General features: G+C 35.3%; 27 protein-coding genes and 1 other annotated feature. Of the genes, 6 read left to right on the top strand and 21 right to left on the bottom strand.

Features of this window, described 5'->3' with window-relative positions; all coding sequences use genetic code 11:
- Window positions 1-49 precede the first annotated feature (49 nt).
- From ACVYAD_RS21670 to ACVYAD_RS21645, 6 genes are all read right to left on the bottom strand, one after another.
- Window positions 50-280, bottom strand: coding sequence for a DUF3850 domain-containing protein (locus ACVYAD_RS21670; RefSeq protein WP_476427906.1), 231 nt, complete (start codon window positions 278-280; stop codon window positions 50-52).
- An 819-nt stretch (window positions 281-1,099) separates the two neighbouring features.
- Window positions 1,100-1,435 (bottom strand): ATPase, T2SS/T4P/T4SS family, encoded by a 336-nt coding sequence (locus ACVYAD_RS21665; protein ID WP_476427905.1) that lies wholly within the window; start codon window positions 1,433-1,435, stop codon window positions 1,100-1,102.
- A gap of 470 nt (window positions 1,436-1,905) precedes the next feature.
- On the bottom strand, window positions 1,906-2,376 hold the full coding sequence (locus ACVYAD_RS21660) for a hypothetical protein (RefSeq protein WP_349660313.1): 471 nt from the start codon (window positions 2,374-2,376) through the stop codon (window positions 1,906-1,908).
- 143 nt (window positions 2,377-2,519) lie between these two features.
- Window positions 2,520-3,104: an ABC-2 transporter permease gene (locus tag ACVYAD_RS21655; RefSeq protein WP_476427904.1), complete on the bottom strand. Its 585-nt coding sequence runs from the start codon at window positions 3,102-3,104 to the stop codon at window positions 2,520-2,522.
- Window positions 3,097-3,960, bottom strand: a complete 864-nt coding sequence (locus ACVYAD_RS21650; protein WP_476427903.1) for an ABC transporter ATP-binding protein — start codon at window positions 3,958-3,960, stop codon at window positions 3,097-3,099. The genes ACVYAD_RS21655 and ACVYAD_RS21650 overlap by 8 nt, the downstream gene beginning before the upstream one ends.
- Before the next feature lie 4 nt (window positions 3,961-3,964).
- Window positions 3,965-4,336, bottom strand: a complete 372-nt coding sequence (locus ACVYAD_RS21645; RefSeq protein ID WP_349660316.1) for a GntR family transcriptional regulator — start codon at window positions 4,334-4,336, stop codon at window positions 3,965-3,967.
- A gap of 1,132 nt (window positions 4,337-5,468) precedes the next feature.
- Between ACVYAD_RS21645 and ACVYAD_RS21640 the strand changes: the two genes are divergently transcribed.
- On the top strand, window positions 5,469-6,179 hold the full coding sequence (locus ACVYAD_RS21640; RefSeq protein ID WP_349660318.1) for a helix-turn-helix transcriptional regulator: 711 nt from the start codon (window positions 5,469-5,471) through the stop codon (window positions 6,177-6,179).
- Window positions 6,180-6,298: 119 nt separating this feature from the next.
- A complete protein-coding gene (locus ACVYAD_RS21635; protein ID WP_024361272.1) occupies window positions 6,299-6,541 on the top strand; it encodes a DUF2626 family protein in 243 nt (80 codons plus the stop codon).
- 184 nt (window positions 6,542-6,725) lie between these two features.
- Here the strand turns inward: ACVYAD_RS21635 and ACVYAD_RS21630 are convergent, their stop codons facing one another.
- Window positions 6,726-7,370: an MBL fold metallo-hydrolase gene (locus ACVYAD_RS21630; protein WP_349660319.1), complete on the bottom strand. Its 645-nt coding sequence runs from the start codon at window positions 7,368-7,370 to the stop codon at window positions 6,726-6,728.
- 168 nt (window positions 7,371-7,538) lie between these two features.
- On the opposite strand from ACVYAD_RS21630, the gene ACVYAD_RS21625 reads away from it, so the two are divergent.
- Window positions 7,539-7,718: a DUF2759 domain-containing protein gene (locus tag ACVYAD_RS21625; protein WP_079563420.1), complete on the top strand. Its 180-nt coding sequence runs from the start codon at window positions 7,539-7,541 to the stop codon at window positions 7,716-7,718.
- Between the two features lie 349 nt (window positions 7,719-8,067).
- On the opposite strand, the gene ACVYAD_RS21620 is transcribed toward ACVYAD_RS21625, so the two are convergent.
- The 4 genes from ACVYAD_RS21620 to rpmG form a co-directional block, all read right to left on the bottom strand.
- A complete protein-coding gene (locus ACVYAD_RS21620; RefSeq protein ID WP_349660320.1) occupies window positions 8,068-9,963 on the bottom strand; it encodes an LTA synthase family protein in 1,896 nt (631 codons plus the stop codon).
- A 272-nt stretch (window positions 9,964-10,235) separates the two neighbouring features.
- Window positions 10,236-10,445 (bottom strand): YqgQ family protein, encoded by a 210-nt coding sequence (locus tag ACVYAD_RS21615; RefSeq protein ID WP_079563422.1) that lies wholly within the window; start codon window positions 10,443-10,445, stop codon window positions 10,236-10,238.
- A 1-nt stretch (window position 10,446) separates the two neighbouring features.
- A complete protein-coding gene (locus ACVYAD_RS21610; RefSeq protein ID WP_476427902.1) occupies window positions 10,447-11,031 on the bottom strand; it encodes a 5-formyltetrahydrofolate cyclo-ligase in 585 nt (194 codons plus the stop codon).
- Between the two features lie 67 nt (window positions 11,032-11,098).
- Window positions 11,099-11,248 (bottom strand): 50S ribosomal protein L33, encoded by a 150-nt coding sequence (rpmG, locus tag ACVYAD_RS21605; protein WP_008408521.1) that lies wholly within the window; start codon window positions 11,246-11,248, stop codon window positions 11,099-11,101.
- Between the two features lie 159 nt (window positions 11,249-11,407).
- Between rpmG and ACVYAD_RS21600 the strand changes: the two genes are divergently transcribed.
- Both ACVYAD_RS21600 and ACVYAD_RS21595 read left to right on the top strand, forming a co-directional pair.
- Window positions 11,408-11,851, top strand: coding sequence for a hypothetical protein (locus tag ACVYAD_RS21600; protein WP_349660322.1), 444 nt, complete (start codon window positions 11,408-11,410; stop codon window positions 11,849-11,851).
- Between the two features lie 3 nt (window positions 11,852-11,854).
- Complete coding sequence (locus tag ACVYAD_RS21595) at window positions 11,855-12,349, top strand: hypothetical protein (RefSeq protein WP_476427901.1); 495 nt, start codon at window positions 11,855-11,857, stop codon at window positions 12,347-12,349.
- 80 nt (window positions 12,350-12,429) lie between these two features.
- On the opposite strand, the gene ACVYAD_RS21590 is transcribed toward ACVYAD_RS21595, so the two are convergent.
- From ACVYAD_RS21590 to ACVYAD_RS21550, 9 genes are all read right to left on the bottom strand, one after another.
- A complete protein-coding gene (locus tag ACVYAD_RS21590) occupies window positions 12,430-13,002 on the bottom strand; it encodes an anthranilate synthase component II (protein ID WP_386827509.1) in 573 nt (190 codons plus the stop codon).
- Window positions 12,999-14,384, bottom strand: coding sequence for an anthranilate synthase component I (gene trpE, locus ACVYAD_RS21585; protein WP_476427900.1), 1,386 nt, complete (start codon window positions 14,382-14,384; stop codon window positions 12,999-13,001). Before trpE ends, ACVYAD_RS21590 begins: the two co-directional genes overlap by 4 nt.
- A 181-nt stretch (window positions 14,385-14,565) precedes the next feature.
- Window positions 14,566-14,830, bottom strand: a binding site (T-box leader).
- Window positions 14,831-14,871: 41 nt separating this feature from the next.
- On the bottom strand, window positions 14,872-15,942 hold the full coding sequence (locus tag ACVYAD_RS21580) for a mechanosensitive ion channel family protein (RefSeq protein WP_476427899.1): 1,071 nt from the start codon (window positions 15,940-15,942) through the stop codon (window positions 14,872-14,874).
- A gap of 250 nt (window positions 15,943-16,192) precedes the next feature.
- Window positions 16,193-17,065 carry a vWA domain-containing protein gene (locus tag ACVYAD_RS21575; protein ID WP_349660327.1) on the bottom strand — a complete coding sequence of 291 codons (873 nt, stop codon included), beginning with the start codon at window positions 17,063-17,065 and terminating at the stop codon, window positions 16,193-16,195.
- Between the two features lie 540 nt (window positions 17,066-17,605).
- Window positions 17,606-18,265, bottom strand: a complete 660-nt coding sequence (phoU, locus tag ACVYAD_RS21570) for a phosphate signaling complex protein PhoU (protein WP_349660328.1) — start codon at window positions 18,263-18,265, stop codon at window positions 17,606-17,608.
- A gap of 13 nt (window positions 18,266-18,278) precedes the next feature.
- Window positions 18,279-19,112, bottom strand: coding sequence for a phosphate ABC transporter ATP-binding protein PstB (gene pstB, locus ACVYAD_RS21565; protein WP_349660329.1), 834 nt, complete (start codon window positions 19,110-19,112; stop codon window positions 18,279-18,281).
- Window positions 19,113-19,124: 12 nt separating this feature from the next.
- Window positions 19,125-20,003: a phosphate ABC transporter permease PstA gene (pstA, locus tag ACVYAD_RS21560; protein WP_476427898.1), complete on the bottom strand. Its 879-nt coding sequence runs from the start codon at window positions 20,001-20,003 to the stop codon at window positions 19,125-19,127.
- A gap of 1 nt (window position 20,004) precedes the next feature.
- Complete coding sequence (gene pstC, locus ACVYAD_RS21555) at window positions 20,005-20,952, bottom strand: phosphate ABC transporter permease subunit PstC (RefSeq protein WP_349660331.1); 948 nt, start codon at window positions 20,950-20,952, stop codon at window positions 20,005-20,007.
- A 64-nt stretch (window positions 20,953-21,016) separates the two neighbouring features.
- Entirely contained in the window at window positions 21,017-21,991 is a 975-nt protein-coding gene (locus tag ACVYAD_RS21550) for a PstS family phosphate ABC transporter substrate-binding protein (RefSeq protein ID WP_349660332.1), read from the bottom strand.
- Window positions 21,992-22,374: 383 nt separating this feature from the next.
- Here ACVYAD_RS21550 and ACVYAD_RS21545 point away from each other — a divergent pair, with 383 nt between their 5' ends.
- A complete protein-coding gene (locus tag ACVYAD_RS21545) occupies window positions 22,375-22,572 on the top strand; it encodes a hypothetical protein (protein WP_349660333.1) in 198 nt (65 codons plus the stop codon).
- 137 nt (window positions 22,573-22,709) lie between these two features.
- Here ACVYAD_RS21545 and ACVYAD_RS21540 read toward each other — a convergent pair whose 3' ends face one another.
- Window positions 22,710-24,914 carry a peptidoglycan D,D-transpeptidase FtsI family protein gene (locus ACVYAD_RS21540; RefSeq protein ID WP_476427897.1) on the bottom strand — a complete coding sequence of 735 codons (2,205 nt, stop codon included), beginning with the start codon at window positions 24,912-24,914 and terminating at the stop codon, window positions 22,710-22,712.
- Window positions 24,915-25,290 lie beyond the last annotated feature (376 nt).

Raw genomic sequence — 25,290 nt, 5'->3', positions numbered from 1 at the left:
TCACTTCCATCCGAGTGACCTTTTCCTAGTTTTTTTCTCATTTTGTTCATTAAGGTCTAGCAATTCTCATAACTATATATCCTTCCCTTTGTTCGTAATCTGCAAAAGTAATGACTCTTTCCATCCAAAGTCCCATCGTTTTTACACCATCAAGTTCATTAAGTAAGATAGTGTCACCAACTGAAAAATCGCGGGCATTTTTTAGTATTTCGAACATTTTAGAGCCATATACAACTGATTCAAGATATTCAGGGAGTTTTTTAAGTTCATGTTTAGCCATTTCCCTGCGCCCTTTCTATTGACATTTTTTCCGATTCAATATCAGATTGATTAACAAGTTATTTTGTCTTCAAAGTCAAACGCCCATATAAAAATACATATCACATCATAATAATAGTAGTGTATAAATCTAATCCATTCGCTTTATACCTCTAATTTTTGGTCACTGATGATTCCACTGTGACCCTTTCATAATTTCCTCATACTGTGACATCTACTTTATGAGATTTTCTTTTGTATCAATTTCAAGTCAATTAATTATTAAAATCATATGAAAAACGATATAGATTAGCAGCAGTTATTTTTTCTAGATACAATAACAACACCATATCATTAGTTTTCATACCTCCATAAATCATTGTTTTGTCATATATAAAAAATACAATTTTTACTTAAGAAGCAAATAAAAGAACGAACTCCACCAATCGGAATTCGTTCTTTTATTTTATTTTTTTTAACTCTAACAATGCGACCGTTTAATAATGTGATTTGATATCACCATTTCACTTATTTAAATTTCTAGTTATCCTTAATATTCTTTCCTTTTTCATAAAAAATTAAATATATAAATACAATTATCTATTTACCTGCAAAATAGGCAATAAACCGACCATCTTTTAACCACTTTGGAGAAAAAACAGATCTACCTATCGTAAGCTGTATTTCTTTTTTACTGCTCTATTTCATCTATAGTTGGTAGTCTTGTATAAAAGAAGCTTTAAGTGGCGAAGAGACGTGATTATCATTCGATATTCAACCATAAAATTTCCTAAATTAAAATAAAGCATATAATTTCCAAACGGAAAATTAATGCTTTACGTCACAGGATAATTAGGCTTTCTTTTAAAAATACGGAGGGAAGTGTCGAGACACGAAAGGCATATTGATCTTGTTCCATAGCTTTTTGGAAGGAGCCGCTTTGGGGTTTTCGCCGCTCGCTAATATCTAATGCCGCTGAAAATTTATAAAAGGAAATCATTCGTTCCGCAAGATTGTTTGGTAACTCCCCTGCTTGGAGTAGCTTATCATATTTGCGAAAATAAATACGGTACCGCTCACTTTCCGGAACTAAAAGTAAATCTGATGCACCGAAATGATAGGCTTTAAGTAAAAGTTGCTCACATTTTCGTTCAACAACCGTTTCAAAATTTTGCATATTCGCACCCCTCTTCTGGTTTATTCGAATATGACCGCTCTATTCGTTATGTCCTAGTATAGATAGGAACCTGTCGCAAGAAAAGCCCTTTTCTTAAAATAAAAATTTGCTATAAAATTTCCTAGCAAACATGTTTTTTGCTATAAAAATGTGGATAACGTGCTAATTTCCATTAAAGGTTCATAAAGGAATATAAACTAAGTCAGTAATTTTCTCTCTATAATTACTACATTATATTCACCAATCCAAACACATCAAACATCCTTTAAGACGAATACCAACCTCGCCATATATGTAGTCCATTCGGTAAACATCAACTTAATTTTTAATTGATTTAACATCATAATATTTTACTTTGCTTTTGCTGATAAAATGTACGAGGCTACCAAAATAATACGGTAGCCTCTTTTTATAGGTAATTATGATAGTACACACATCCAGCATATAGCAGTCTATCGTCAAATAAAATCCTATAATCTTACCCCACTATTTTTTGATTGAATTATGAGGATATTATTCGATTCTCCAGTATAAAGACCTACATTAAACTCATTTAGATTTATTAAATCCTTGTACTCTTTTGGAATGGGACAATCCCACTTTAAATTTTCTAACTTAAGAGGGAAGTTATCATCATTAGGGTTAGGGGTATGGATAAAAACCGCATCTGATCCTGCGTCTTCATCAGCTAATTCTATCCAAGATTGATAAGGTTTTTCAAATACTTGAAGATTTTCTAATAAGCTTTTGTATAAAATTATATGAGCCTTTATATGCTCTTTTCTTAACTTTAAACTATTATCTCCATAGCCATAAAAATCAAGATGAGTATGCCAGAAATCAAACCATCCTTCCTCCCCAAAATCTAAATCATAGTGCGCTACGTCTAGTTGCCTCGATAAATTATGAAAATAACGCTTTTTCCCACGAAATTTTTTCAATGATAATTTGCTCCTGTTTCTTTTATGTTTACTTATTTTGAACAATTAAAATGCAACAAATATATTTATTAGTAATTTCACCTTCAACTGTTAATGAAAAACTCTTTTATTTTTAAAATAATGTTTACTAGCAAAAACTACATTTAGAATATTTTTCGTTGATAAATAGCCGAAGTAATTCCCCATGAAATAGCATAGATTGTGATGATCGTAATTACCGCGCTCATATATAATATTTGTAAAGGTATATTGACAATAAAATCACTAATAAACGGCACAATAAGCCCTGTTACTCTAGTTAGAATAACAAAGCTAATGAGAACTACTATTGTAAAGTAACCTGTCTTGAATAGTTGGAATAACGGAAAAGTAAAAGCAACAAATAATAAAAATAATCCGCTACTGATTACAATATCTGTAATTGTAAAAGGCTTATTAAAAACAAACAGGATTAAACTCGTTACTGCAATAGATAAAAACATATAAACAATAGCACCTATATAACGAGATGTGATAATTTCTTTACGAGTGTAAGGTAAGGAATTTAATAGAATATCTGTTTCTGCTTTCTCATCGTAACCACACGTATTAAAGGGGATATAAATACTAGCAACGAGAAATACCAAAATTGGTGATGTATCAAAAATAACAAAGACTAAAATAAAGGGGATAAATACCAGCAAATGCTTCTTCTGTAATATAACATCACGTCTGATTAAATTAAGCATGGTTCAGCTCCTTAAAATAGTACATTATGTCTTCTAAAGAGGCACGTTCAATTACAACACTGTCCCCAAAAATTTCATTTACAGTCCTTCTATCTTTCGTTAAAGCTTCAAATCCCGTTGATGCACGATGAACACGCACAAATGCTTTTTCAGTGTCTCTATCTAGAAGATCTAGTCCTCCTTTCACTAAGGCATAATTTTCGACTAAATCATGACCCGAATGATTAAATACTAATTCCCCATTCTGCATAAAAGCTATATAATCTGCAATACGATCTAAATCGGTTGTAATATGTGTAGAGATAAAGATAGTACGACTACCATCAAGCATTAACTCTTGCAATAAATTTAAGAACTCTCGTCTAAAAATAGGGTCTAAACCTGCTGTCGGTTCATCCATAATAATCAGCTCTGCATGGTGTGACAAGGCTATCGCTAAAGATACCTTCATTTGCATCCCTTTTGAGAAAGTTTTTATAGGTTTATTTAATGGTAAATCGAATTTTTTTACATATTGATAAAACAGTGCATCATCCCAGCTTCTATAGGCTGGGCCAACAATTTTCCTTATATCCTTTAAGTTCAACCCTTCAAAAAATACATTTTCATCATATACAAACCCAATACGCTCTTTAATCTCTTTTTCATGTGTTTTATAGTCCAATCCAAAAAGATTAACCTCTCCGGTATCTGGCTTCAATAAATTCATTATCATTTTTATTGTTGTCGACTTTCCGGCACCATTTGCCCCGATAAACCCTGTTATGTACCCTTTCTTCACTTGCAAGTCAAGATTATCAATAGAAAAACCTTTGAATTTTTTGCTTATATTCCTTATTTCAATGACATTTTCCATTGCTTCACTCCTCATTCAAAATACTCAATAGTTCTTGCAACTCATTAAGTGACATTCCTATTTCTCTGCTATTTTTTATGACTGCACTCAACTGCTCTTCAATGACTTTTAATTTTTTCTCTTTGATTACCTCTAAATTTTGCTCTGCAATAAAAGAGCCTTTACCTACAATGGAATAAATAAAGCCAGCTTTCTCTAATTCTTCATAAGCACGCTTGGTTGTAATTACACTAATCTGTAGATCCTTTGCTAATTGACGCATAGAGGGTAATGCTGTCCCTTCCAATAGGTCACCTGTTAAAATCAATGACTTGATTTGATTTGTAATTTGTTCATAGATTGGTTCCTTTGAACTATTTGAAATAATGATTTGCATGCTAATCCCTCTTCTTCATTTGTTGATTGAGAACATACTATTAAAACCCTCAATATAACACAATATATATACACTTTATACACATTTAACACATTGCAATATACAATGCAACTATTTTATTTAATGAGCTGGGTAGAACGTTTATTTTTAAGATAACGGAATAAAGTGGCAGCGTAACTGTTAATTATATCAATCGATCAAATAAACATGTAAAACCAGCTTACTGCTCGCTACGTTTCATAATTAATACGCTTAATTAATTTGTCTTCACATGCGCCTCTAAAATGTTGAATCACCAGATTTTTACGTAAAAAAATACAAGGCACCTAATTACAGAGCCTCGTATTTACGATTGGACCCATCGAAAAATTAATGTTCATAAATTTGCGTAGCCTCGACTGACGTATTTTGATACCAGAATTTTATATTGATTTAAACCATATGTGTTGAACCTAACATTGTATTAAGCGATACTGCGGATCAAAATCCAGCTTTAGTTTATTTTTTTAAGTTTTTGAATGTAAAGTAGTATCTTGAGACAGTATAAACAAAAACTATTTCAATTATTAACCACCACGGAAAACCAAACCCAGTATTTTGCGCATTGAAAATATCAAAAATTCCCCAAATTAATAAAGTTGCGAGTACAATAGCGAGCGTACATCTCGAGCTTCCAGAATATAATCATTATTTTCATCTTTATTTGCATATTTATTATTCATGTCCGGCCCCATTCCCCATAATTCAAATATATTTCTATATTCCTTAAAAGACTTGGAATGCATTTTTATCTAAAAATTCTGTAAATTAAACCCCCTCTTCTACTTCATTCGAATATGACCGCTCTATTCGTTATTTCCTAGTATAGATAATCACCAATTATGAAAAAAGCCCTTTTCGTAAAATAAAAATTTGTTATAAAATTTCCTATCAAACGTGTTTTTTGCTATAAAAGTGTGAATAACATGCAAATTTTCACTAAAAATGAACAGTATCTTATGAAAAAGTTAATATTTATGCCTAAAGGAACTGTATCTTTTTAAATAATACAATATAATAGAATTAACATGGTTTTTTTTCTAACACTTGGTAAAATTAAATAACATTCAAAAATTACATAGAGGTGAAGTAAATGATCCATCCATTAAAAATTACTAGTACATTAGCCGATGAGACTAGATACTCTATTTATGAGTACATCCTGCAAGAGAAGAAAACCGTAACGGTCCAAAACATCGCTGATAAGTTCGGCATACATCCAAACGTTGCACGTTTACACCTAACAAAGCTATCAGAAATCAATATCATCACAGCTGATTTTGCTAAAACTGGGAAAGGCGGAAGACCTGGTCGTGTTTATAAAGCTTCAGATAAAGGTGTATCACTAACGTTCCCGAGACGTGATGAGGAGCGACTATTAAAGTGGACAATCCAATTAATTCAAGAATTCGGACCATCTGCACTAGAAAGATGCCAAGATATAAGCTACCAAGACGGTTATCAGCAAATGAAGAATTATGTAAATGCCGAATTACAATTAAATAATAGCCTTTCCTTCGAACAAAAGCTTCAGCTATTAACTGACAATGCAGCATTAATTGGCTATATTCCGCAAGTACAACAAACAGAAAACGGTAAAAAAGTGACGTTCTCCATTTTTAATTGTCCATTCCAAGGGCAGCTTACTACTCATTCAGACCTTGTTTGTTCTTTACATGAATCGTATTTAAAAGGACAGGTTGATGCGCTTTTTTCGAGCAATGATTTTATACAAATTGATAGCATGGTACATAATTGTGATTTATGTAAATATGAAATAAACGTGACAGAAATTGATAACTAACTTTTAAAATCCAATGGTTTGTCACAAAGAAGAAGAAGTTCCAGTTTACAGATACCTTTCATATCATTTATAATGAGTAAGAGATTATTGTGTCGTGGGCAAAAGGAGGGGAAATCTTCATGGATAATATGTATAAAGTTATGGCATTCTGGACAGGTATTTTTGCAGTCATGTTCTACCTTGGTGGTATGAACGAAGTATCGCTATTATTCGTAGGTAATACAGGTTTATTCTTATTATTAGGCTTCTTGAACCTTTCAGAACGTATGTACATGTACATTTTCGGAGCATATTTAACTGTATTCTTTGCTGGCTTCACGTACTATACAACATTCATTCACGTACCTGGTGGCGGTCATTAATACAAAGAAAAACGCGTGTCTCATCCAATATGAGACATGCTTTTTTTATGTAAATTTATTCATTAGAACAATAAAAAATAATCAAAGCATAGTAATATCCCCCTTTGCATTACGAAAATGCCAGGGGGATTTTTATAGTATACATTCTCCAAGTTCATCACCAAAAGTTTTGGAATGTCATTTATTAAAAACCATTCAAGAAGGGATTTGTCTCCATTTCTGCACCGACTGTTGTATAATTACCATGGCCAGGGTAGATAATAGTATCTTCAGGTAATGTCAACAGCTTATCATGAATTGATGCAAGTAATATTTTTGTTGATCCTCCTAGTAAGTCCGTTCGACCGACACCTTGTTCAAAGAGTGTATCTCCAACAATAGCGAAGCCATCATTTTCAAATATATATGAAATACTACCTGGTGAGTGTCCCGGCGTAAAAATTGCTTTAAAACCAAAATCGCTTATTTCAAATAGTTGTTCTTTTTTTATTATATTTTCTTCAGATGGAGCATCTACAATATAATCTGGTAATGCCGCATATTTACTAGAGCCATTTTTTGTTGGATCTCCTAACCAGCTTACTTCTTTTTCATGAATCCATAATGGCACATTAAAAGCTTCGCGGACAGCATTTACGGCACCGATATGATCGAAATGCGCATGTGTTAAAAAAATGGCTAATGGTTTTAGGCCGTTACTACGTATTGCCTTGATAATTCGATCTGCTTCTTCTCCTGGATCAAAAATTATGCATTCTTTATTTTTATTCGATACGATATAACAATTCGTTTGGACAGGTCCAAGTGAATAACTTCGTACGTTCATCATTACTATCACCTCAATATCAATTATACAGCCTTTACCACAATTTGACGATAAATGTTCATAGTTTAAGCTATTTTAGTTCTCGACAAAAACAGGTAGAACGTTTACAATTAAGGAGGAATATTGTTGACGACATTCATTTTCTGATGTCGAAAGGAGTGTCAATTTTTAATGAACTTATTAATGGTTATTTTTGGTCTAGTTTCAATTTTAGCTGTAGTTGGTACATTCCAAGCACTTAAAGAAAAGAACCTTTTAAGCGTTGTTTTCAACTTATTAAGTGCAGTAGTATTCGGTTGGTTCGTAATTATGACTGTAATTCACAGCGGATACCCACCAACATTACACTAAAATTCAGACAAAAAAAGAGCGGTCTCATAACGAGGCTGCTCTTTTTTCTATTTACTTCCTATTTGAGCTGTTCTTTTTGACCTTACGAACAGTGAGGATTAATTATTCACCTATTCTAACACGTTAATGTCCTCTTTCCTCTAAGCTGCTTACATGGCTTCCAGAACGTTTTAAATTATCAGCTGATAGGGATACATAAAAACCCTTCCAAACACTCCCATTTAAGTGTTTAATAAAGTTTCCAGACTATGTGGAAATAAACTCGTCACTTCTAATGAAAACTCGCTAATGGACGCTTAATATACAACAAAAAAAGAGATCTCACTAAACATGAGATCTCTTACTTTGTTTACTTAACTACTCCTTGTTTCAAATTACCTGTCTTTTGGTCATAGAAGCGGAGTAAATCACCGTTAATGATAGCATCAGAATTTTCTAGTTCTTTCGTAGCTCGTTCAGCATATGGCTCACATGGCTCACCATCGATTTCTTCACCAGTTGCTTTGTCATAGCAAGCTTCACCAACGTATACATATTTATCTGTTACAAAACGACCGTCACGGAAAACTACGAAATCTTCATGCTCTGGTGAGAATAGGTCTGCACCAAGTTGCATATCTTTTGAAGTTTCAATGCCAAGAAGGTGTAAAATTGTTGGACGTAAATCCATTTGTCCTGCAATCTCTGTCATTTCTTTACCATCTCCTGAGTTAGGGATATGGATAAATAATGGTACTTCTTGTAGCATTGCATTATCAAATGATGTAATGCTTTCTTTTCCTAAATATTGAGCCATCGCTTTGTTATGGTTTTCTGAAATACCATAATGGTCACCATACATTACAATAATAGAGTTATCATATACACCTTGATCTTTTAAACTTTGGAAGAAGTCTTTAAGAGCTTCATCCATATAACGAACTGTTTGGAAATAACGATTTAATGTACCTGAGTTTGACGTATATTCAGGAATCATTACATCTTCTGGGTCCAATGTGAATGGATAGTGGTTCGTTAAAGTAATTAGTCGAGAATAGAATGGCTGTTGCATATCTTTCATTAAAGCTGCAGATTGCTCAAGGAATGGAACATCTTTCATACCCCAGTTAACTGCTTCCCCTTCGCCAATCTTATATGAATCTATATCATAGAATTTATTAATGTGTAATGATTGATACATCATGTCACGATTCCAGAATGATTTATTATTTGGGTGCATGACATTTGTAAAGTAGCCATTATCTCCAAGGCGCTCAGCCATTGAGTTATACGTATTTCCACCATGCGTGAAGAATACCGCACCTCGACCTAAGCCGAACAATGAGTTCTCTGTAATAAACTCTGAGTCAGAAGTTTTCCCTAACCCAGTTTGGTGATAGAAGTTACTGAAATAAAACGTATCTTTATCTTTTGTTAAAGAGTTTAAGAATGGTGTAATTTCATGACCATCCATTTGATTATTAATAACAAAGTTTTGTAAAGACTCCATCGATACAAGGATCAAATTACGCCCCTTGTATTTACCAAACATTTGAGGGTTGATTGCTGCTTGATTAGAACGAATATAGTTGTTCACTTCTACTAATTCACTGCCATCCGCTAACGCACGTTGAGCAGAAGATTTTGATTGAATATAAATATCATACAAATGGTAGTTATACGTACCAATGTTTTTCACAAGTAATTCACGGTCAAAACTACGTGTTAACAATTGTGGACGCTCAGTTTCAGCTAATCCTAAGTTTAAGAATGTCATCGCAATCGCTAATACGAAGTACGCACGACGGAATTCTACGTTGACTTTTACTGCTTCCTTCATTTTTGGCAAATATTTGTTCGCTAAAATTAAAATCAGCACGTCGATGAAATATAATAAATCCCAAGGGCTGACAATCGCTGCCACTGAAGTTCCTAGATCGCCAAAGTTACTTGTTTGGAATAATACTGGTAGCGTAATAAAGTCGTTGTAGAAACGATAGAATGCCACATTTCCGTATAAAACAATCGATAAAATAACACTGATCGTAATTATATAGCGACTTTTAACTTTCGGTGATTTAAAGAATAACGAAATACCATAAGCAAATAGCACAAAGCTCAATGGATTAATAAGCAAAATAAATTGTTGCATTGCATTTTCAATTTTCATCTCAAAACTTGTGTGATAAACAATGACCGTTTTTATCCAAGTTGCTACAATTGCTAGTATCATAAATGAATGTTTAGGCCACTTTATTGATTTCATTCCTAACATCCTCCTTACTTTCTTACAAAAAAAATAATAATTTTTTACAATTTGTTACTGAAACAAAATATATCTTAATCCTTTTTTTACAGATAATCAATAGATATATTTATGGAAAACTGTTCTTCTTGTTCGCTCTGGACAATAATATATACGTTTTTAATTGTAAAAAGTTTCACAAATCATAAAAACAGTGGAAAACCACTGTTTTAAGAATATTACATACATATTACATTATTTTTACAATACCCCAAATGATTTATTTTAAATCCTTACTGACTATTTTCTTTCATACGAAGTTTTGTTGTTTCTTGTCGAATTAGTAACAATGCCATTTGGTAATCTTTAATATCTAGTACATTCGCTTTATACAACTCGCGAATTTCATCCTCCATTAACATCAAATCACCGATCGGATCTCGTGTGTAAATATAAGTGCCATATGTTTTTAGTAATTCATAAATATCTAACATTTTGTCCATTTTAGTTCGCTCCTCGTTGTGTTACACAGTCAAGACGTTTTGTCGGTGTCACAATGATATCTACTGGGCAGTCGTGCGCTTCTCTTGGGATATGTTCATATAGCTGCTCGTTAAATATGAGAGACATAAGCTTACCCTTTTTACAGTTTAATACATAGCGATCATAATAACCACCGCCGTAGCCGATTCGATAGCCGAACGGATCAAAAACAACTCCTGGAACAAGGATGACATCCATTTCATTTGCGTCAACAAACTCACACTTTTCTGGAATTGGCTCACGCAAATGCATATAAACAGTTTCAAGTTGGTCAAATGATTCAATGGTATAAAATGACATTTCTCTTGTCTTTGAATTACATTTAGGTACTGCCACTTTTTTACCAAGTTGCCACAGTTCTTCTATTAATTGAATTGTGTCGATTTCTGGCTTATTGGAAATAGTAATGCCGATTGTAGTTGCTTCTATTATATATGGTTCCTGTAACACTTTTTTTAATACAGCAAATGATTGATCGTGGTAAGCTACTTCGCTCATTTCGGCAAGAGCTTCCTTTACCTCGTTCCGTAAAGTTGATTTATCCATGTTAAGCTATCCTCCTCTTAAAAATGTAGAAAGCCAAAACCACATGTGGTTTTGGCTTAATGAGCGATTACTTAGTTTCACGGTGAAGAGTGTATTTCTTCTCGCGAGAGCAATATTTTTTAAGTTCAAGACGCTCTGGATTGTTACGCTTGTTCTTTTTAGAAATGTAGTTACGTTCGCCGCAATCTGTGCAAGCTAAAGTAATGTTTACGCGCATTATTAACCCTCCCACTCTATATCAAGAATTTAAATTTTGAGCATGATTTATACGACTAACCTATTATAACATAAACTGAAAAAAAATCTACCTTCATTTCATATTAAGTTTGCATATGGTAAAATACCTTATAATTACATACTTAATGAGGTGAAACTAGTGGATTTATCCATCATACTTATGATTGTGGGAATACTCCTAATTATCGTGTCGTTCTTTTTCAAAAATAACTCGAAAAAAGTCGAACAAGATGTAGAGGAGCTATCCATCTCTATTTTTCAAGAAACAAATAATTTAAAACGTCGTCTGAAAATTGTTGAGGAGGAGCTGTTATTAGAGCCAGAGTTTCAGGTTAAATCATCATCTGCACAAAATAACACGATACCAAATCCGAACATCCAACAGGTCTTACAAACTGTTCAACAAGCTGCTCAGACATCAAAAACAGGACAAGCTGCTACAAAAACGAAACCTATCCATCAAATTATTATAAGTCAAGTACTTGAACTTAATAAGCAGGGTCTTTCTGTAGCCGATATAAGTATTCGTTCGAATTTAACTGAAGAGCAAGTCCGCCAAGTGATTGCAAACGGAGGTCAGTAATCTATGAATAATACCGCTATCCGCGCATTTGGCATTGCACTTTTTCTTATCGGAGCATTGCTAGCTTTAGCAGTTCGTTTTGATCTCAATATCGGTCTTCCGACGAATGCTTCCAACAACACAGAAAATGTAGAGGAGCTGCAAAAAAAGCTTGATCAGGCAAATAAAGAAATTGCATTGTTAAAGGAACAAGTTAAACAAGAGCCGAAGGAAAACACACAGAAGACAGATGCACCTAAAACAACTGCTAAAGATAAAGATGATTCGGCGTCTCAAGGAAATGTTACCACTATGACACTTCAAATTTATGGCGGTATGGAACCATATACTGTAGCGCAAAAGCTTGAAGATGGTGGCGTCATCGAAAATAGTGTTGAAATGGAACTTTTACTTGCTAATCCTAAATACGCTCGAAGCTTACAAATCGGTGCCTACGATGTCAATTCTTCAATGTCATTAGAGGAAATTGCGAAATTGATTACAGGGAAAAAGCAATAATATAACCATCCTAATTGTAAAAATGGCTGTCACCAAAAATCACAACTTCTGATTTTTGATGGCAGCCTGTTTTATTTCGTTTAAGAAATTTGTTCTATAAAGGTTTGCATCATTATGCTACCCTCTTGTGTTCCAATTGATTCTGGATGAAATTGTAGCCCATAAAGTGGGTACTCCTTATGTTGAATCGCCATTATTTCACCATCACCACTAGACTTTGCTAAAATATTAAAATCATCATGTAACGTACTTGGCTCAATGACGAGGGAATGATAGCGCATTACTTCTATTTTACCGTCCAACTGAGCAAATAAACCTGTTTTTTCGTATTGAATCGTCGATAATTTTCCATGCATTATATTTTTAGCTCGAACGATACTACTCCCAAAAGCCTGCCCTATCGATTGGTGTCCAAGGCAAATGCCTAAAATCGGAAATTTCGTATAAAGTTCTTTGACAACATCTACTGTTATTCCAGCATCTATCGGCGTACCTGGTCCAGGAGATAAAATAATAGCTTCTGGTTGCATTTTCTTAATTTCTTCGATTGTCACTTCATCATTACGTACTACTTTAACTTCTTTCCCAAGCATACTTATTTGCTGAAATAAATTATATGTGAATGAATCATAATTATCGATTAGTAAAATCATTGTTTTACCTCCAATAGTGCACGAGCTTTATTTAGTGTTTCCTCGTATTCTGACAAAGGCACTGAATCGTACACAATACCGGCCCCTGCCTGAACATGCGCACGATAATCCTTGATGATCATTGTCCGAATGGCTAGCGCTAAATCCATATCACCTGTAGTAGAAATATAACCTACTGCGCCAGCGTAGACACCACGCTTCACTGGCTCTAGCTCATTGATTAGCTGCATAGCGCGAATTTTCGGCGCACCTGATACTGTACCAGCAGGGAGGCAAGCTCTAAGAACATCCAAAACATGTACATCCTCACGTAATTCACCGATAACCTCCGATACAATATGCATAACATGTTTATAACGCTCAATATTCATATATTTTATAAGCTTCACTGAACCGACTTTAGCAATACGCCCCAGATCATTACGACCTAAATCTACAAGCATACGATGTTCAGCAATTTCTTTTTCATCATTTAATAACACTTCCGCAATCGCGTTATCCTGCTCCACCGTTTTTCCTCTAGGCTTCGTTCCTGCTATTGGATTTGTCGTGACCTTTCGATCCTTCACCTTAACGAGACTTTCAGGAGATGTCCCTAAAATCGTATACGTACCAAAATCCATATAGAACATATATGGTGACGGGTTAGAAGTACGTAACTGACGATATAAAGCAAAAGGATTCCCTGTATATGGTGAAGTGAAGCGTTGTGATAAGACTATTTGAAAAATGTCACCCTTACGAATATGCTGCTTAGCCCGATCAACCATTGCTACAAAATCTTCTTTGGCAATCATTGGTCTGAAATTTAGCTCTCCAAACGTCATGGCATCAAATGTTGTTCCTGCATGAAGCTGCTTCTGCACTGTAGAAATTGCCAACTCCATCGATTCAAGAGAACGCCCTTCATTAAATAAATCGATTGCTGCTAATGTAACCTCTTGCTTTAAATGATCAAAAACAATAAATGTATCATAAAAAAAGACATGAACATCGGGCATTTCTAGATCATCCTGCAAGTATTCACCTATTTTTTCTGTATAAAATGCTGTTTCGTAACCAAAGAACCCGATTGCTCCTCCAAAAAAGGCGAAAGGGTATTTTGTCTTATGAAATGGCATAACTTGCTGTAATTTTAGCAATACATTGTCATTCGATTTTTCTGTTTCTCCTTCTTTTGTAAAAGAATAACCATCCCTATCTCCAATCAGTTCTGCAACTGGGTTGACGGCGATAAACGAGTAACGCCCGCTTTCTTCATGCTTGGCTGACGATTCGAAAAGCATTTTATGCTTCCCTTCAAGTGATTGATAAACGGAAATTGGCGTCATCATATCACCCTGTAATGCCTTCACGGCAAACTTTCTAAGCTCAACTGTCATCCTCTTTCTCTCCTTCTCTATGCTCTGCTCTTCTACACTAAAATCTATTAATTATGCACTGGCGTTTTGACACTGTCGTTCGTTAGCATTTCGCTTTCGTTTAACTAAACATTGTGTCAGGAATTTGAACTGTATAACATGGTTCAGTTCCACCAAAACATATAAAAAGGCCTTTCCATCACAAAAGGACGGAAAAGCCGTGGTGCCACCTTCATTGGTCTTAATCAATTATGCCCCGGCATAATTACATTCAGCTGATGCTTGGGTAGCCGCTGAAAGATTTAAAGACCCTCTCTATGCCCTATAACGTAGGCAGACGCTAATCCATACTTTATTCAGGATTAGAGCTCCGAAGTCCATTCGCCAAGTTTTTGTACTAGTTTCCACCGACCACTAGCTCTCTATAACAAATAATAATGGCTACTACTCTTCATCAAAGCTGATTATATATACATTCATTGTAAAACATGAAAACTAACAATTCAAATTATTTTTTATTGCTAATCCATTCCTCTTCAGCCGGATTAGCTACTTTAATATTTAGTTCTTGAAAGATTTGACGAATAGCAAACAAAATATCTTGTCGCACATTTAACATTACCGCCGTATCATTTGTTGCCACAAAGAATCGTACAAGGACTCGATAGGAAGTTGGATAAAACTCATCTATAAATACATGAATCATATCTTTTTCTGTTTGAGCATGCAAATAAATTTCCTTTTGAATGGCACTTAAAGCACTGCGTAATGTTTCTTCTTCATTTTCCGCAGCTACAAATAAAAATTGCTCACATTTTCGTTTCTCCCTTTTTGATAAATTATAGATTGGTCGATTTACTAAATAAGAGTTAGGTACATAAACAAGCCCTTTATCACCTGTTTGAATTAATGTACTTCGAAGATTAATATCCTCAATTGTTCCTTCAATTTTTTGGTCCTCTGTTGCTACCCAATCACCAATTTGAAACGGATTATCTAATGCGACTGACATCCCACCAAAAACATGGGCTAGTGTATCTCGAATACCGAAGGCAATCGCTACACCCGTTAAACCAATCCCCGTTAAAAAGCCATTCAAGTTAAAATCCCAAAATGAAGCAATCGTAAACATTGCCAATATCATGATAAGTACTTTTCCTATACGAAGAAAAAATGGTAATAGGACATTCGGTTCTTCATCATTATTCAATGTTAGTGGCTGCTTGGTATAAAAATGTAATACATCATATACGCCTTTAAAGGGAAAAAAAACAATAATGGACAAAACAAAATTCTTTGTCACTGCATTTGTAAATAAATTTTCTTTTAATAATATTGTTAAGCTGAGTACAATCACTGCAAACATGAAAGCATAGCGAATTGCTTTATTAAATTGCGCGAGCACTGTTGCCTGAAAGTTACGCTGACGATTTTTCAAAAATATAACAGTGCGATTAATCATTTTCTTTATAACAAAATGCTGAAACAGCCAACCAACAATACAAAGAGCGATGGCAATAATAACGTCCATCCATGTTGGTGCTGTAATGTTAGGTAATAACCACTTCAATGAATCCATATCATTCTCCTCTAACTACTATGTATATTCAAAATAAATGCGCTATTGCGCTCGTTTACATCCGACAAGTGCTGGAGAGCCCGAAGCAAAAGGAAACGCTCCATCACTTTTGCCCGAGGGATCGAAACGACCTCGAGGATGTAACACTTTAGCCTTGACGCCGACTATGCTTAGGTTATCCAAGGTAAAAAATCTCTAGTTTCCTTTACCACAAAAAAAGAGGCCAATCAACACTACGATCAGCTCCTTTTTATTGAATAGCGTCATCCGCAAAAAAAGCCTTGTTGGCGAACCAAAATTGCTGCTCGTTAAAATTATGTTCATGCATAGCGATAACCGAAAATTCAGCATGGTACTTACGCTTCATTTCCTCAAGTAAAGCTTTCGCTTGTTTTCCAACGAGATGCTGTCCATCGATTGGTGTACCTTCTGTAAAAATGATAATATCCGCTTCTGTACAATGCTGATTTTCTTGAAGCAAGCCTTTTACAAAATGAAGTACTGGCAGAATGGCAGCTTCTCCTTTTGCCTTATATTCAATAAAACCCTTAAAATCTGATAAATTTAAATGACCGTTTTCGAATCGATAATGCACATGAATTTGACAGTCATATGGAACGATATATAAATCGCGCTGTTCACGGTGCGCGTTCATAAATAACGGTAAAATTATGCTTTTACAAAGTTCAGAATATGCAGCCATTCCTGTTGTTTGTTCAAGACAGATAATAATTGGACCTGTTTCTTCTTTGTATTCTTCAAAAGGAACATATAGGATATTTCCTTTTTTTATTGTTTGACGACTTAGTTTTTGACGCCTAGCTATCTGCCACTTTCGCTCATTATACAAGCGTTGCTCTTTTCCATTGGTCAATCGTTCGGCTTTCTCAATAGCTGGTATAAGTTCGCAAATTTCACGCATGATATCTGCCAATTCAAGTGCAAATGCTGCCATATTTCGTAATGTTTCACTCTTGTAAAAATAGTCAATAAAAAAACTTTGTTCTTTGTCACTTAATTCCTCAAGATGTAAGTTTTCATATAGAAAACGTAAAAAGTCTCGTTGTTCTGGTGTGAATTCCAGATCAAATTTCTCTATGAGTGATTCTACAGCGTCTTTCACGAAACAGCACCACCTCAGTACATTTTTTCGGATAATGTCTATAGTATAACCAAAATAATTTTTTGACAATACAATAAAGCATACAGTATTTTGACGCTATTTTTAATAAAATGTTGCTGTTAAAGTATTAATAAAATACGGCTCTTCAGCAAGGAGAGGGGTTAATTTCACTTAGTATGTATCTTCTAGCATGACAGTAATTTTAGTAATAAAATAAAACTTCAGCATTTTTTCATGTGCGAAAATGAAGCATCAATAGCATTGGTTATATGTGCAAAAGTGGGGTGTTAACAAAGTGGCTACACCATATTTACAAAAAATCCCCTTAAGCGTTTGTTTTTCAACACTATGAAAAAAAGAGCCTATAGTTGGCTCTTATCTGACTGCACAACAAACGTTAGTCCTAATGAATAAAGTTTTATGTTTACTCATACTTTCGTTAGGAACTGTTGCTTTTTCATGGAGAGTGGCAACTCCTTCTGGATGAGCTTATTCTTATGTCGACAAACTAAAAAGAGCCTATAATTGGCTCTCCGGTTACTAATTATTTAATTCATAATGTTTTCCTTTGACTAAGTAGAATAAATGTTCAGCAATATTTGTTGCATGGTCAGCTGAGCGCTCTAAATATCGGCAAACGAATGTTAGGTGTGTGATTTGAGAAATATGTGCTGGATTTTCAGCTCCGGCACGTAGCAATAGCGTTACTGTCGCTCCATATAAATCATCAACATAATCATCTAGCTCAGCAATTTCCTTGGCATGAGAAGTATCTTCCTCTGTAAAAGCTTTAATAATACTTTCGAGCATTTCTACAGTCTTATTACACATCGTTTGCAAATTTGTTGTAGGAAAGACTAGGGGCTCTTTTCCTATACGAATCGTTTCTTTTGCAATATTAACTGCATAGTCCCCTACTCTTTCCATATCAGATGCCGCTTTGACAAGCACCATGAGACGTCGTAAATCAGTAGCTACTGGCTGCTGCTTCGCAATCATTAAAATAACATGATCATTGATTTCTTCTTCAAGACGATTGATGATTAAATCGTCCTCAAGAATTTTTAAAGATGTCTCTAAATCCTGATTTAATAATGCTTCAAATGCTAATTTAAGAGCGTTGACACTTTTATTAGCAATCTCAATAAATTGTTCTTGGACTTCTTTTAATTCCTGTTCAAAACGTTCACGCACTACCATTTACTGCTCCTCCTTAGCCGAATCGACCTGAAATATAATCTTCAGTACGTTGATCTGCTGGTGTTTGGAAGATAACGTCTGTTTTATCGTATTCAACAACCTCTCCACTCAGGAAAAATGCTGTACGATCGGAAATACGCGCTGCTTGTTGCATATTATGTGTCACAATAATAATTGAATAATCTTTTTTCAGCTCTTGTACAAGCTCCTCGACTTTTAATGTAGAAATCGGATCAAGTGCGGATGTTGGCTCATCCATTAAAATAACATCTGGTTCAATCGCTAAACAACGCGCAATACAGATTCGTTGTTGCTGTCCGCCTGAAAGGCCATATGCATTTTGATTTAAGCGATCCTTTACTTCATCCCAAATTGCCGCACCTCGTAAAGACTTTTCGACAATCTCATCAAGAATCTTCTTATTTTTAATGCCATGAATACGTGGACCATATGCAATATTATCGTAGATAGACTTTGGGAATGGATTTGGCTTCTGGAATACCATACCTACTCGGGTACGTAATTCTTCGACCGTATAGCTTTTATCTAAAATATTGCGCTCACGATAAACTATTTCCCCTGATGTTCGAACACTCGGTACAAGCTCTACCATCCTATTTAATGTTTTTAAATAAGTAGATTTCCCACAGCCAGAAGGTCCAATTATAGCTGTTACTTCATTTTCATAGATGCTTAAGTTGATGTCTTTTAAACCATGATGATCCCCATACCACAAATTCAAATTACGTGTATCGTATACTATTTTTTTAGCGAAATCAGCAGATGGCTTTGTAGCCGTATGAACGGATTTGACAATTGATTTTTCCTCTTTAATACCCAGTACCATAAGGTCACCTCATTAATAACGTTTTTGGAATTTATTTCGAATAAAGATGGCAATAGAGTTCATCAGTAACAGCACTGTCATAAGGACTAAAATACCGGCTGCCGCTACATATTGAAATGCCTCTTGCGGACGTTTTGCCCAATCGTATATTTGCATTGGCAAAGCTGTGAATTGACTTAATAACCCGTTAGGTAAAAATTGTAAAATAACTGGAATACCTATAACTACTAGTGGTGCTGTTTCACCAATCGCACGAGACATTGCTAATATACTTCCCGTTAAAATCCCAGGAATGGCTGCTGGTAGCACAACATTCACGATTGTTTGCCATTTTGTCGCACCCATACCATAAGAAGCTTCTCGTTGTTCATTCGGTACTGCACGAATCGCCTCCTGCGCGGCAACAATGATCACTGGCAAAATTAACAAACTCATTGTTAAGCCGGCAGCTAAAACACTTTTTCCTAGTCCCAGCATTCGAACAAAAATTGTTAACCCAAGTAAACCAAAAACAATGGAAGGAACACCTGCTAAGTTCGAGATATTCATACGAATAAAATCATTTAGTCTATTTTTCTTTGCATACTCCTCTAAATAAATCGCAGTCCCTACACCTAATAGTATCGATACTGGAGCGACGACTGCCATCAGCCAAAGTGAGCCTATTAAAGCTGCCTTAACGCCCGCTTTATCTGCAAAACGTGAAGCAAAATTTGTTAAAAAATCGATGGATAAATAGTCAACACCTTGTGTTACTATGCGGTAAAGCAAAATAACAAGCGTCACTAAAGCAAAGGTTGTTGCTAAGAAGAAAAATGACTTCCAAACTTTATTGAATGTAATACGCTTTGTCATTCGTTTCATGACGACCCTGTCATTCATATAGCGCATGCTAGTAAACCTCCCTGAAGCGTTTCGAAATATAGTGGGCTAGTAAATTCATCACTAAAGTAAAGATAAATAATGTGAATCCGACTGAATAAATAGAATAATAAATTGTCGTACCATAACCAGCGTCTCCGGTTGCAACTTGCACAATATACGCAGTCATCGTTTGAATCGAATCGGTCACATTTAAATCAAATTTAGGCGTTGATCCACCTGCTAGCGACACAATCATAGTTTCTCCAATTGCCCGGGAAATGGCGAGAACAACTGAAGCGACAATACCTGATAATGCTGCAGGTAATACTACTTTTATAGCTACTTCAAACTTTGTTGCTCCAAGAGCTAAAGCACCTTCACGCATACTATTTGGGACCGATGACATCGCATCCTCAGAAAGTGACGTAATCATTGGCAAAATCATAATCCCTACAACAATCCCTGGACTAAGTGCATTAAAAAGTTTTAATCCTGGAATAATTTGCTGTAACATCGGCGTTACAAATGTTAATGCAAAGAAGCCATAAACGATTGTTGGTACTCCCGCTAACACTTCTAAAATAGGCTTAACTGTACGTCTTACTTTTTCACTTGCATATTCACTTAAATAAATAGCTGAAGCTATGCCAAACGGAACTGCTACGGCAACTGCAATAAGTGTGACTTTCAATGTTCCAGCGATTAAAGGTAATATCCCAAATAACGGTTCCTTTCCTGAAAACGGTAGCCACTGTGTACCAAATAGGAAATCCGTAATCGAAACACGTTTAAAGAATTCAAACGTTTCAAAAATAAGGGTGAAAACAATGCCAAATGTCGTCAATATTGAGATAAGAGCTGCAGAAAATAATAGTGCTGGCATTGCTTTTTCCACTATTTTCTTCGTTTTTTGATTGCGCGAATTTGCAATTAATTGCTGCACAGATGATGTCTTGTTTTCTTTTTGAGAAACCATTGGGTGCTCCTTTCAAATAAGAGAGGGAAAGAGCATACATCTCTTTCCCTCTATGCATGTCTACTTATTTTAAGCCTTCTAATGTTTTTAAAGCTTCACTATATTTATCTTCTGGTAGACTGACATAACCTACTGCTTCTGCCATATCTCCTGCGTTTTCAAGTGTAAATTTGACGAAATCGTATGCTGCTTCGTTATCTTTCATCGCGCTATTTTTCACATAGACAAATAATGGTCGTGAAAGCGGTTCGTATTCACCAGATTCAATTGATTCATTTGTTGGCTCAACACCATTTATATTTACAATGCCTAATTTATCTTTATTTTCTAGGTAATAAGCGTAGCCAAAGAAGCCGATTGCGTTTTTGTCACCTGCTACACCTTGAACTAGCATGTTATCATCCTCTGATAATGTTGCTGATTTTGCTAGATCAGCGCCGTCTAAAATGACTTCATCAAAATAATCGTACGTCCCTGAGTCAGTACCAGGTGAGTAGTAGACTATTTTTTCATTTGGCCACGATGGATCGATATCAGACCATTTTTTCTCTTTCCCATCCTCAACCCAAATTTTCTTTAATTGGTCTACTGTTAAATCCTTTGCCCAATCATTTTCAGGATTCACGACTACTGATAAACCATCATATGCTACAGGAAGCTCTGTAAAAGCAATTCCTGCTTTCTCTAGTTTTGCTTTCTCTTCATCTTTTACTGGACGAGATGCATTTGAAAAGTCTGTCTCACCTGCGATGAATTTTTCAAAGCCACCACCAGTACCCGAAACACCTACCGATACTTTGACATTCGGTTGAGTCCCTGCATATTCTTCAACAACTGCTTCAATAATAGGTGCGACTGTTGATGAACCATCTCCAGATACAGCCCCTTGCAGTTTTTCATCTGCAGCGTCTTGTCCTGAGCTCGCTGGTGCGTTTGTTTCTGCATTGTTACCTTTTTGTGCAGAGTCGCTACCACATGCGCCAAGCATTAATGCTGACCCCATTACCGCTGTCATCGTTAAGTACTTCCACTTTTTCATCTCATTTGCCCCCGTCATTAACATTTTATAGTTGTTTGTCTTACAATCTTTACTATAATGACTAATTGTTGAAGTCGTATAAACAGTTCGTAAAAGAGACGTAAAGGAATGTAATGTTTTGTAAATGATTGTAAAGATAGATTTACAATTGACTTATTTGTGCTGTCGTTATAGATAAATTGCCACGGTATGGGACCTACTTAGACTGGGTTCCTCTATTTACTTAGGTGCTTGCTCCCCTCTGAAAGGAACCACAGCTGTATGAAACTCACTACCTTCAGAGGTAGGAGCATTCTTCAAAGTGAGGATAAACTTGCGTCCTAATGGAAAGATGCTATAATAAGCAATTGCGTCAGGAAATAATTTAAGAGGAGTTTGACTTTGTGATTAAACATGCAAAAGTACAAAATGCCAATTACTTCAAAACATATTTAACACTTATTATGGATCATCGGGAATATACTCTACAGGAAGCCGTTGATTTTATGGTAGAGTCTTATTTTTGTAATAATATAGAGCTTTATGGAATAAAACCGAAACAACAATTTGAAATTGCAATTCAACAATTATCTGTACAATAAGTCTTCCATTGAAGAATAAATAAACCACGGTATGAAAGTTATGATTTTTTCATACCGTGGTTTTTTCGCGGGTATTCAATAATACTCTGAAACTGTAAAAAAACCGCTAGGCATTGAAATGCACTAGCGGTTTTCTCTTATTTTTGCTCATCTTCACCAATTTTGTCTTGTGTAATAGCAGGTAAAATTGGTTGTTTTACATTACTATCTGTCACTTTTTCAGTGTTATATTTTGCTTTTAACTCAAAATATTTATCTACAGCTCTTCTTGCAATCTCATTATTAGCCGAAAAAGGTTGTCTAGGGTTTGTTGAAGCCCAAGGAATAACTACGGCATAGGCAATTTCAGGATTCTCATAAGGGGCAAAGCCTACATGTGTATAAGTAAGTGAATACTGACCCCTATACTGTCGTAAATCCCCGTAATACATTACTTCAGCTGTTCCTGTTTTTCCTGCTGCTGTATATGGTGCATTTGCAAAATATCTTTTTGCTGTACCATTTGCGCCTGTATAAACACGACGTAACCCTTGTTTTACATAGTTAATTTCATCTGATGAGTTATTAATCTGATTTAAAACTGTTGGTCCTATTTCTGTTACTAATTGGCCTAGCGATTGCCCATCAGTTGATGGTTCACGTACCTCCTTCACAACATGTGGCTGAATGCGATAGCCACCATTTGCAATTGTCGAGATATACTGTGCCAATTGTAACGGTGTATACGTATCATACTGTCCAATAGCTAAGTCGAGTGCTTTACCCCCATAGGTTGGACCAGTCGGACCTTGTACCCCAGTAACTTCATTTGGTAAATCAATTCCTGTTTTTACACCTAACCCGAATTGTGCATAAGAATTACGCATTTTTGGGAATGTATCGTCATTTAAACGAAGTGGCATCTTATAGCTATATGGTGTTCCATTAATAAGCAAAGCTGTTTTAAACATATAAACGTTAGAAGATTGCTCCAAGGCTCTTAAACCATCCATTGAAATATAACCACCCTGGTTAAAAACAGATTTTTTTACTGGTGTATTTAATAATTGGATTGGTTCATCGCCTAATACAGTACTTGGTGTTATTACTCCTTGGCTATAACCAGTTAGCAATGTTGCTGCCTTAACTGCAGAACCTGCCTCATAAGCTGTTGTAAACGTTCCATACGAATAATCAACGACTTCATTCTTACCTGTTTCAGGATTTTTTTCGATTTTTTTACCATTCATTGATATAACATCGCCTGTATTTGGGTCCATCATAACTAAAAAGGCACGATCAAGTAAAGCTGAAGCTCCTTGTGATTTTGCTTTAAGCAATTCTTCCTCAACAATTTTGTCAATTTCAGCTGTTAACTCGCTATCCAGTGTTAAGACTAAATCATTACCAGGTTTACCCTCATAAGTCGTAACGGTATCGACTACTTGCCCTTTTTTATTCGTAATATTTTTAACAACGGTTTTTTGTCCTTGCAGTAAATCTTCATATTGCGCTTCAATATAACTTTCACCAACACGGTCATTTCGTGAATAATCTCGAGCTAAATAATAATTCAGCTTTTCTTTCGGAATCCCTTTTGCTGGTACGGTTGTGCGTCCTAAAATAGCGAGTGATGATAATTTCAAACGCTTCCAGTCCGTTGTTGTGTTAACACCTGGTAGTTCAGTTAAACGCTCAGAGACAATTGCAAATTCACTATCTGATACATTTTCACTCTTAATAATTTGCGGTGATAAATTGTAGCCTGATACCATCTCTCGGAAAATTGCTAATACTTCCATATCCTTGTCTGTCAGTTGTAATAATTCTTCGTTTGTAATTCGTTCACGAACAAGTTTATCTATCTCTCCATTGATTTGACTTGTCGAAATATTTTCTTGGGCTCTAATTTTCTTTTCTTCTGCATCTGTTACTTTTTCATAGGCAGCGTCATGATTTTTAATAATCCAAAAATCCTGCTTATCACGTAAAGTGACACGGTTTATAGGCTGCTCAATCAATTGTGCCAGCTTTTCCGCTATTTCCAGCATTTCTTCAGTTGTTGTCGTCGGCATTTTCGTATACGTAATAGCATTTTCTGGTTGGTTATCCACTAAAATACGTCCGTATCGATCATACATACGTCCCCTTGGCACACTTGTATTAACAGGTACCTCTTCTTTACGCTCTAATTCGCGTACATAATCTTCCCCTTTTACAATCTGCATATAGCCAAGCCTAAAAATTAGCAACGAAAATACGATAAATATAGCAAAGAAAAGGACATTCATACGAAATGTTAAATTAGAGTGATGTTTTGCTTTAACATTCGTCGCGCGGTTTTTTCCCGGTGCTTTGCGCATATGTATTCCCCTCCTCATCTAATTACAATTTAAATACACGATACTTAGTATACCATTCGAAGGTACGTCAGGAAAGCATGTACTTGTGAATTTTTGTTTGAAAACATCATTTATTTGACGGCATTTTAAGATGAAAAGTTTCTGTTTTTTATTGATTACTTGAAAAATGTTTTTACATAAATTATTGGAAGGGTGAGGCACAATATAAAACTTCTTCAAACAGTTTTGATGAACGCCCCTTTCAATTAACCGACTGGCTGCCAATTTTTTAGCGAGCGTATTGGAACTTCCCCAACCAGTATAGAACCTAAAAAACAGCAAAAAAGGCTATGTCTCGGTGATACAACACCGTGGCATAGCCTTTTAACTAAATAGA

The organism is Lysinibacillus sp. G1-3 (assembly GCF_056322905.1).
The sequence above is the reverse complement of the archived record's forward strand: the minus strand, read 5'-3'. Positions and strand labels throughout refer to the sequence as shown.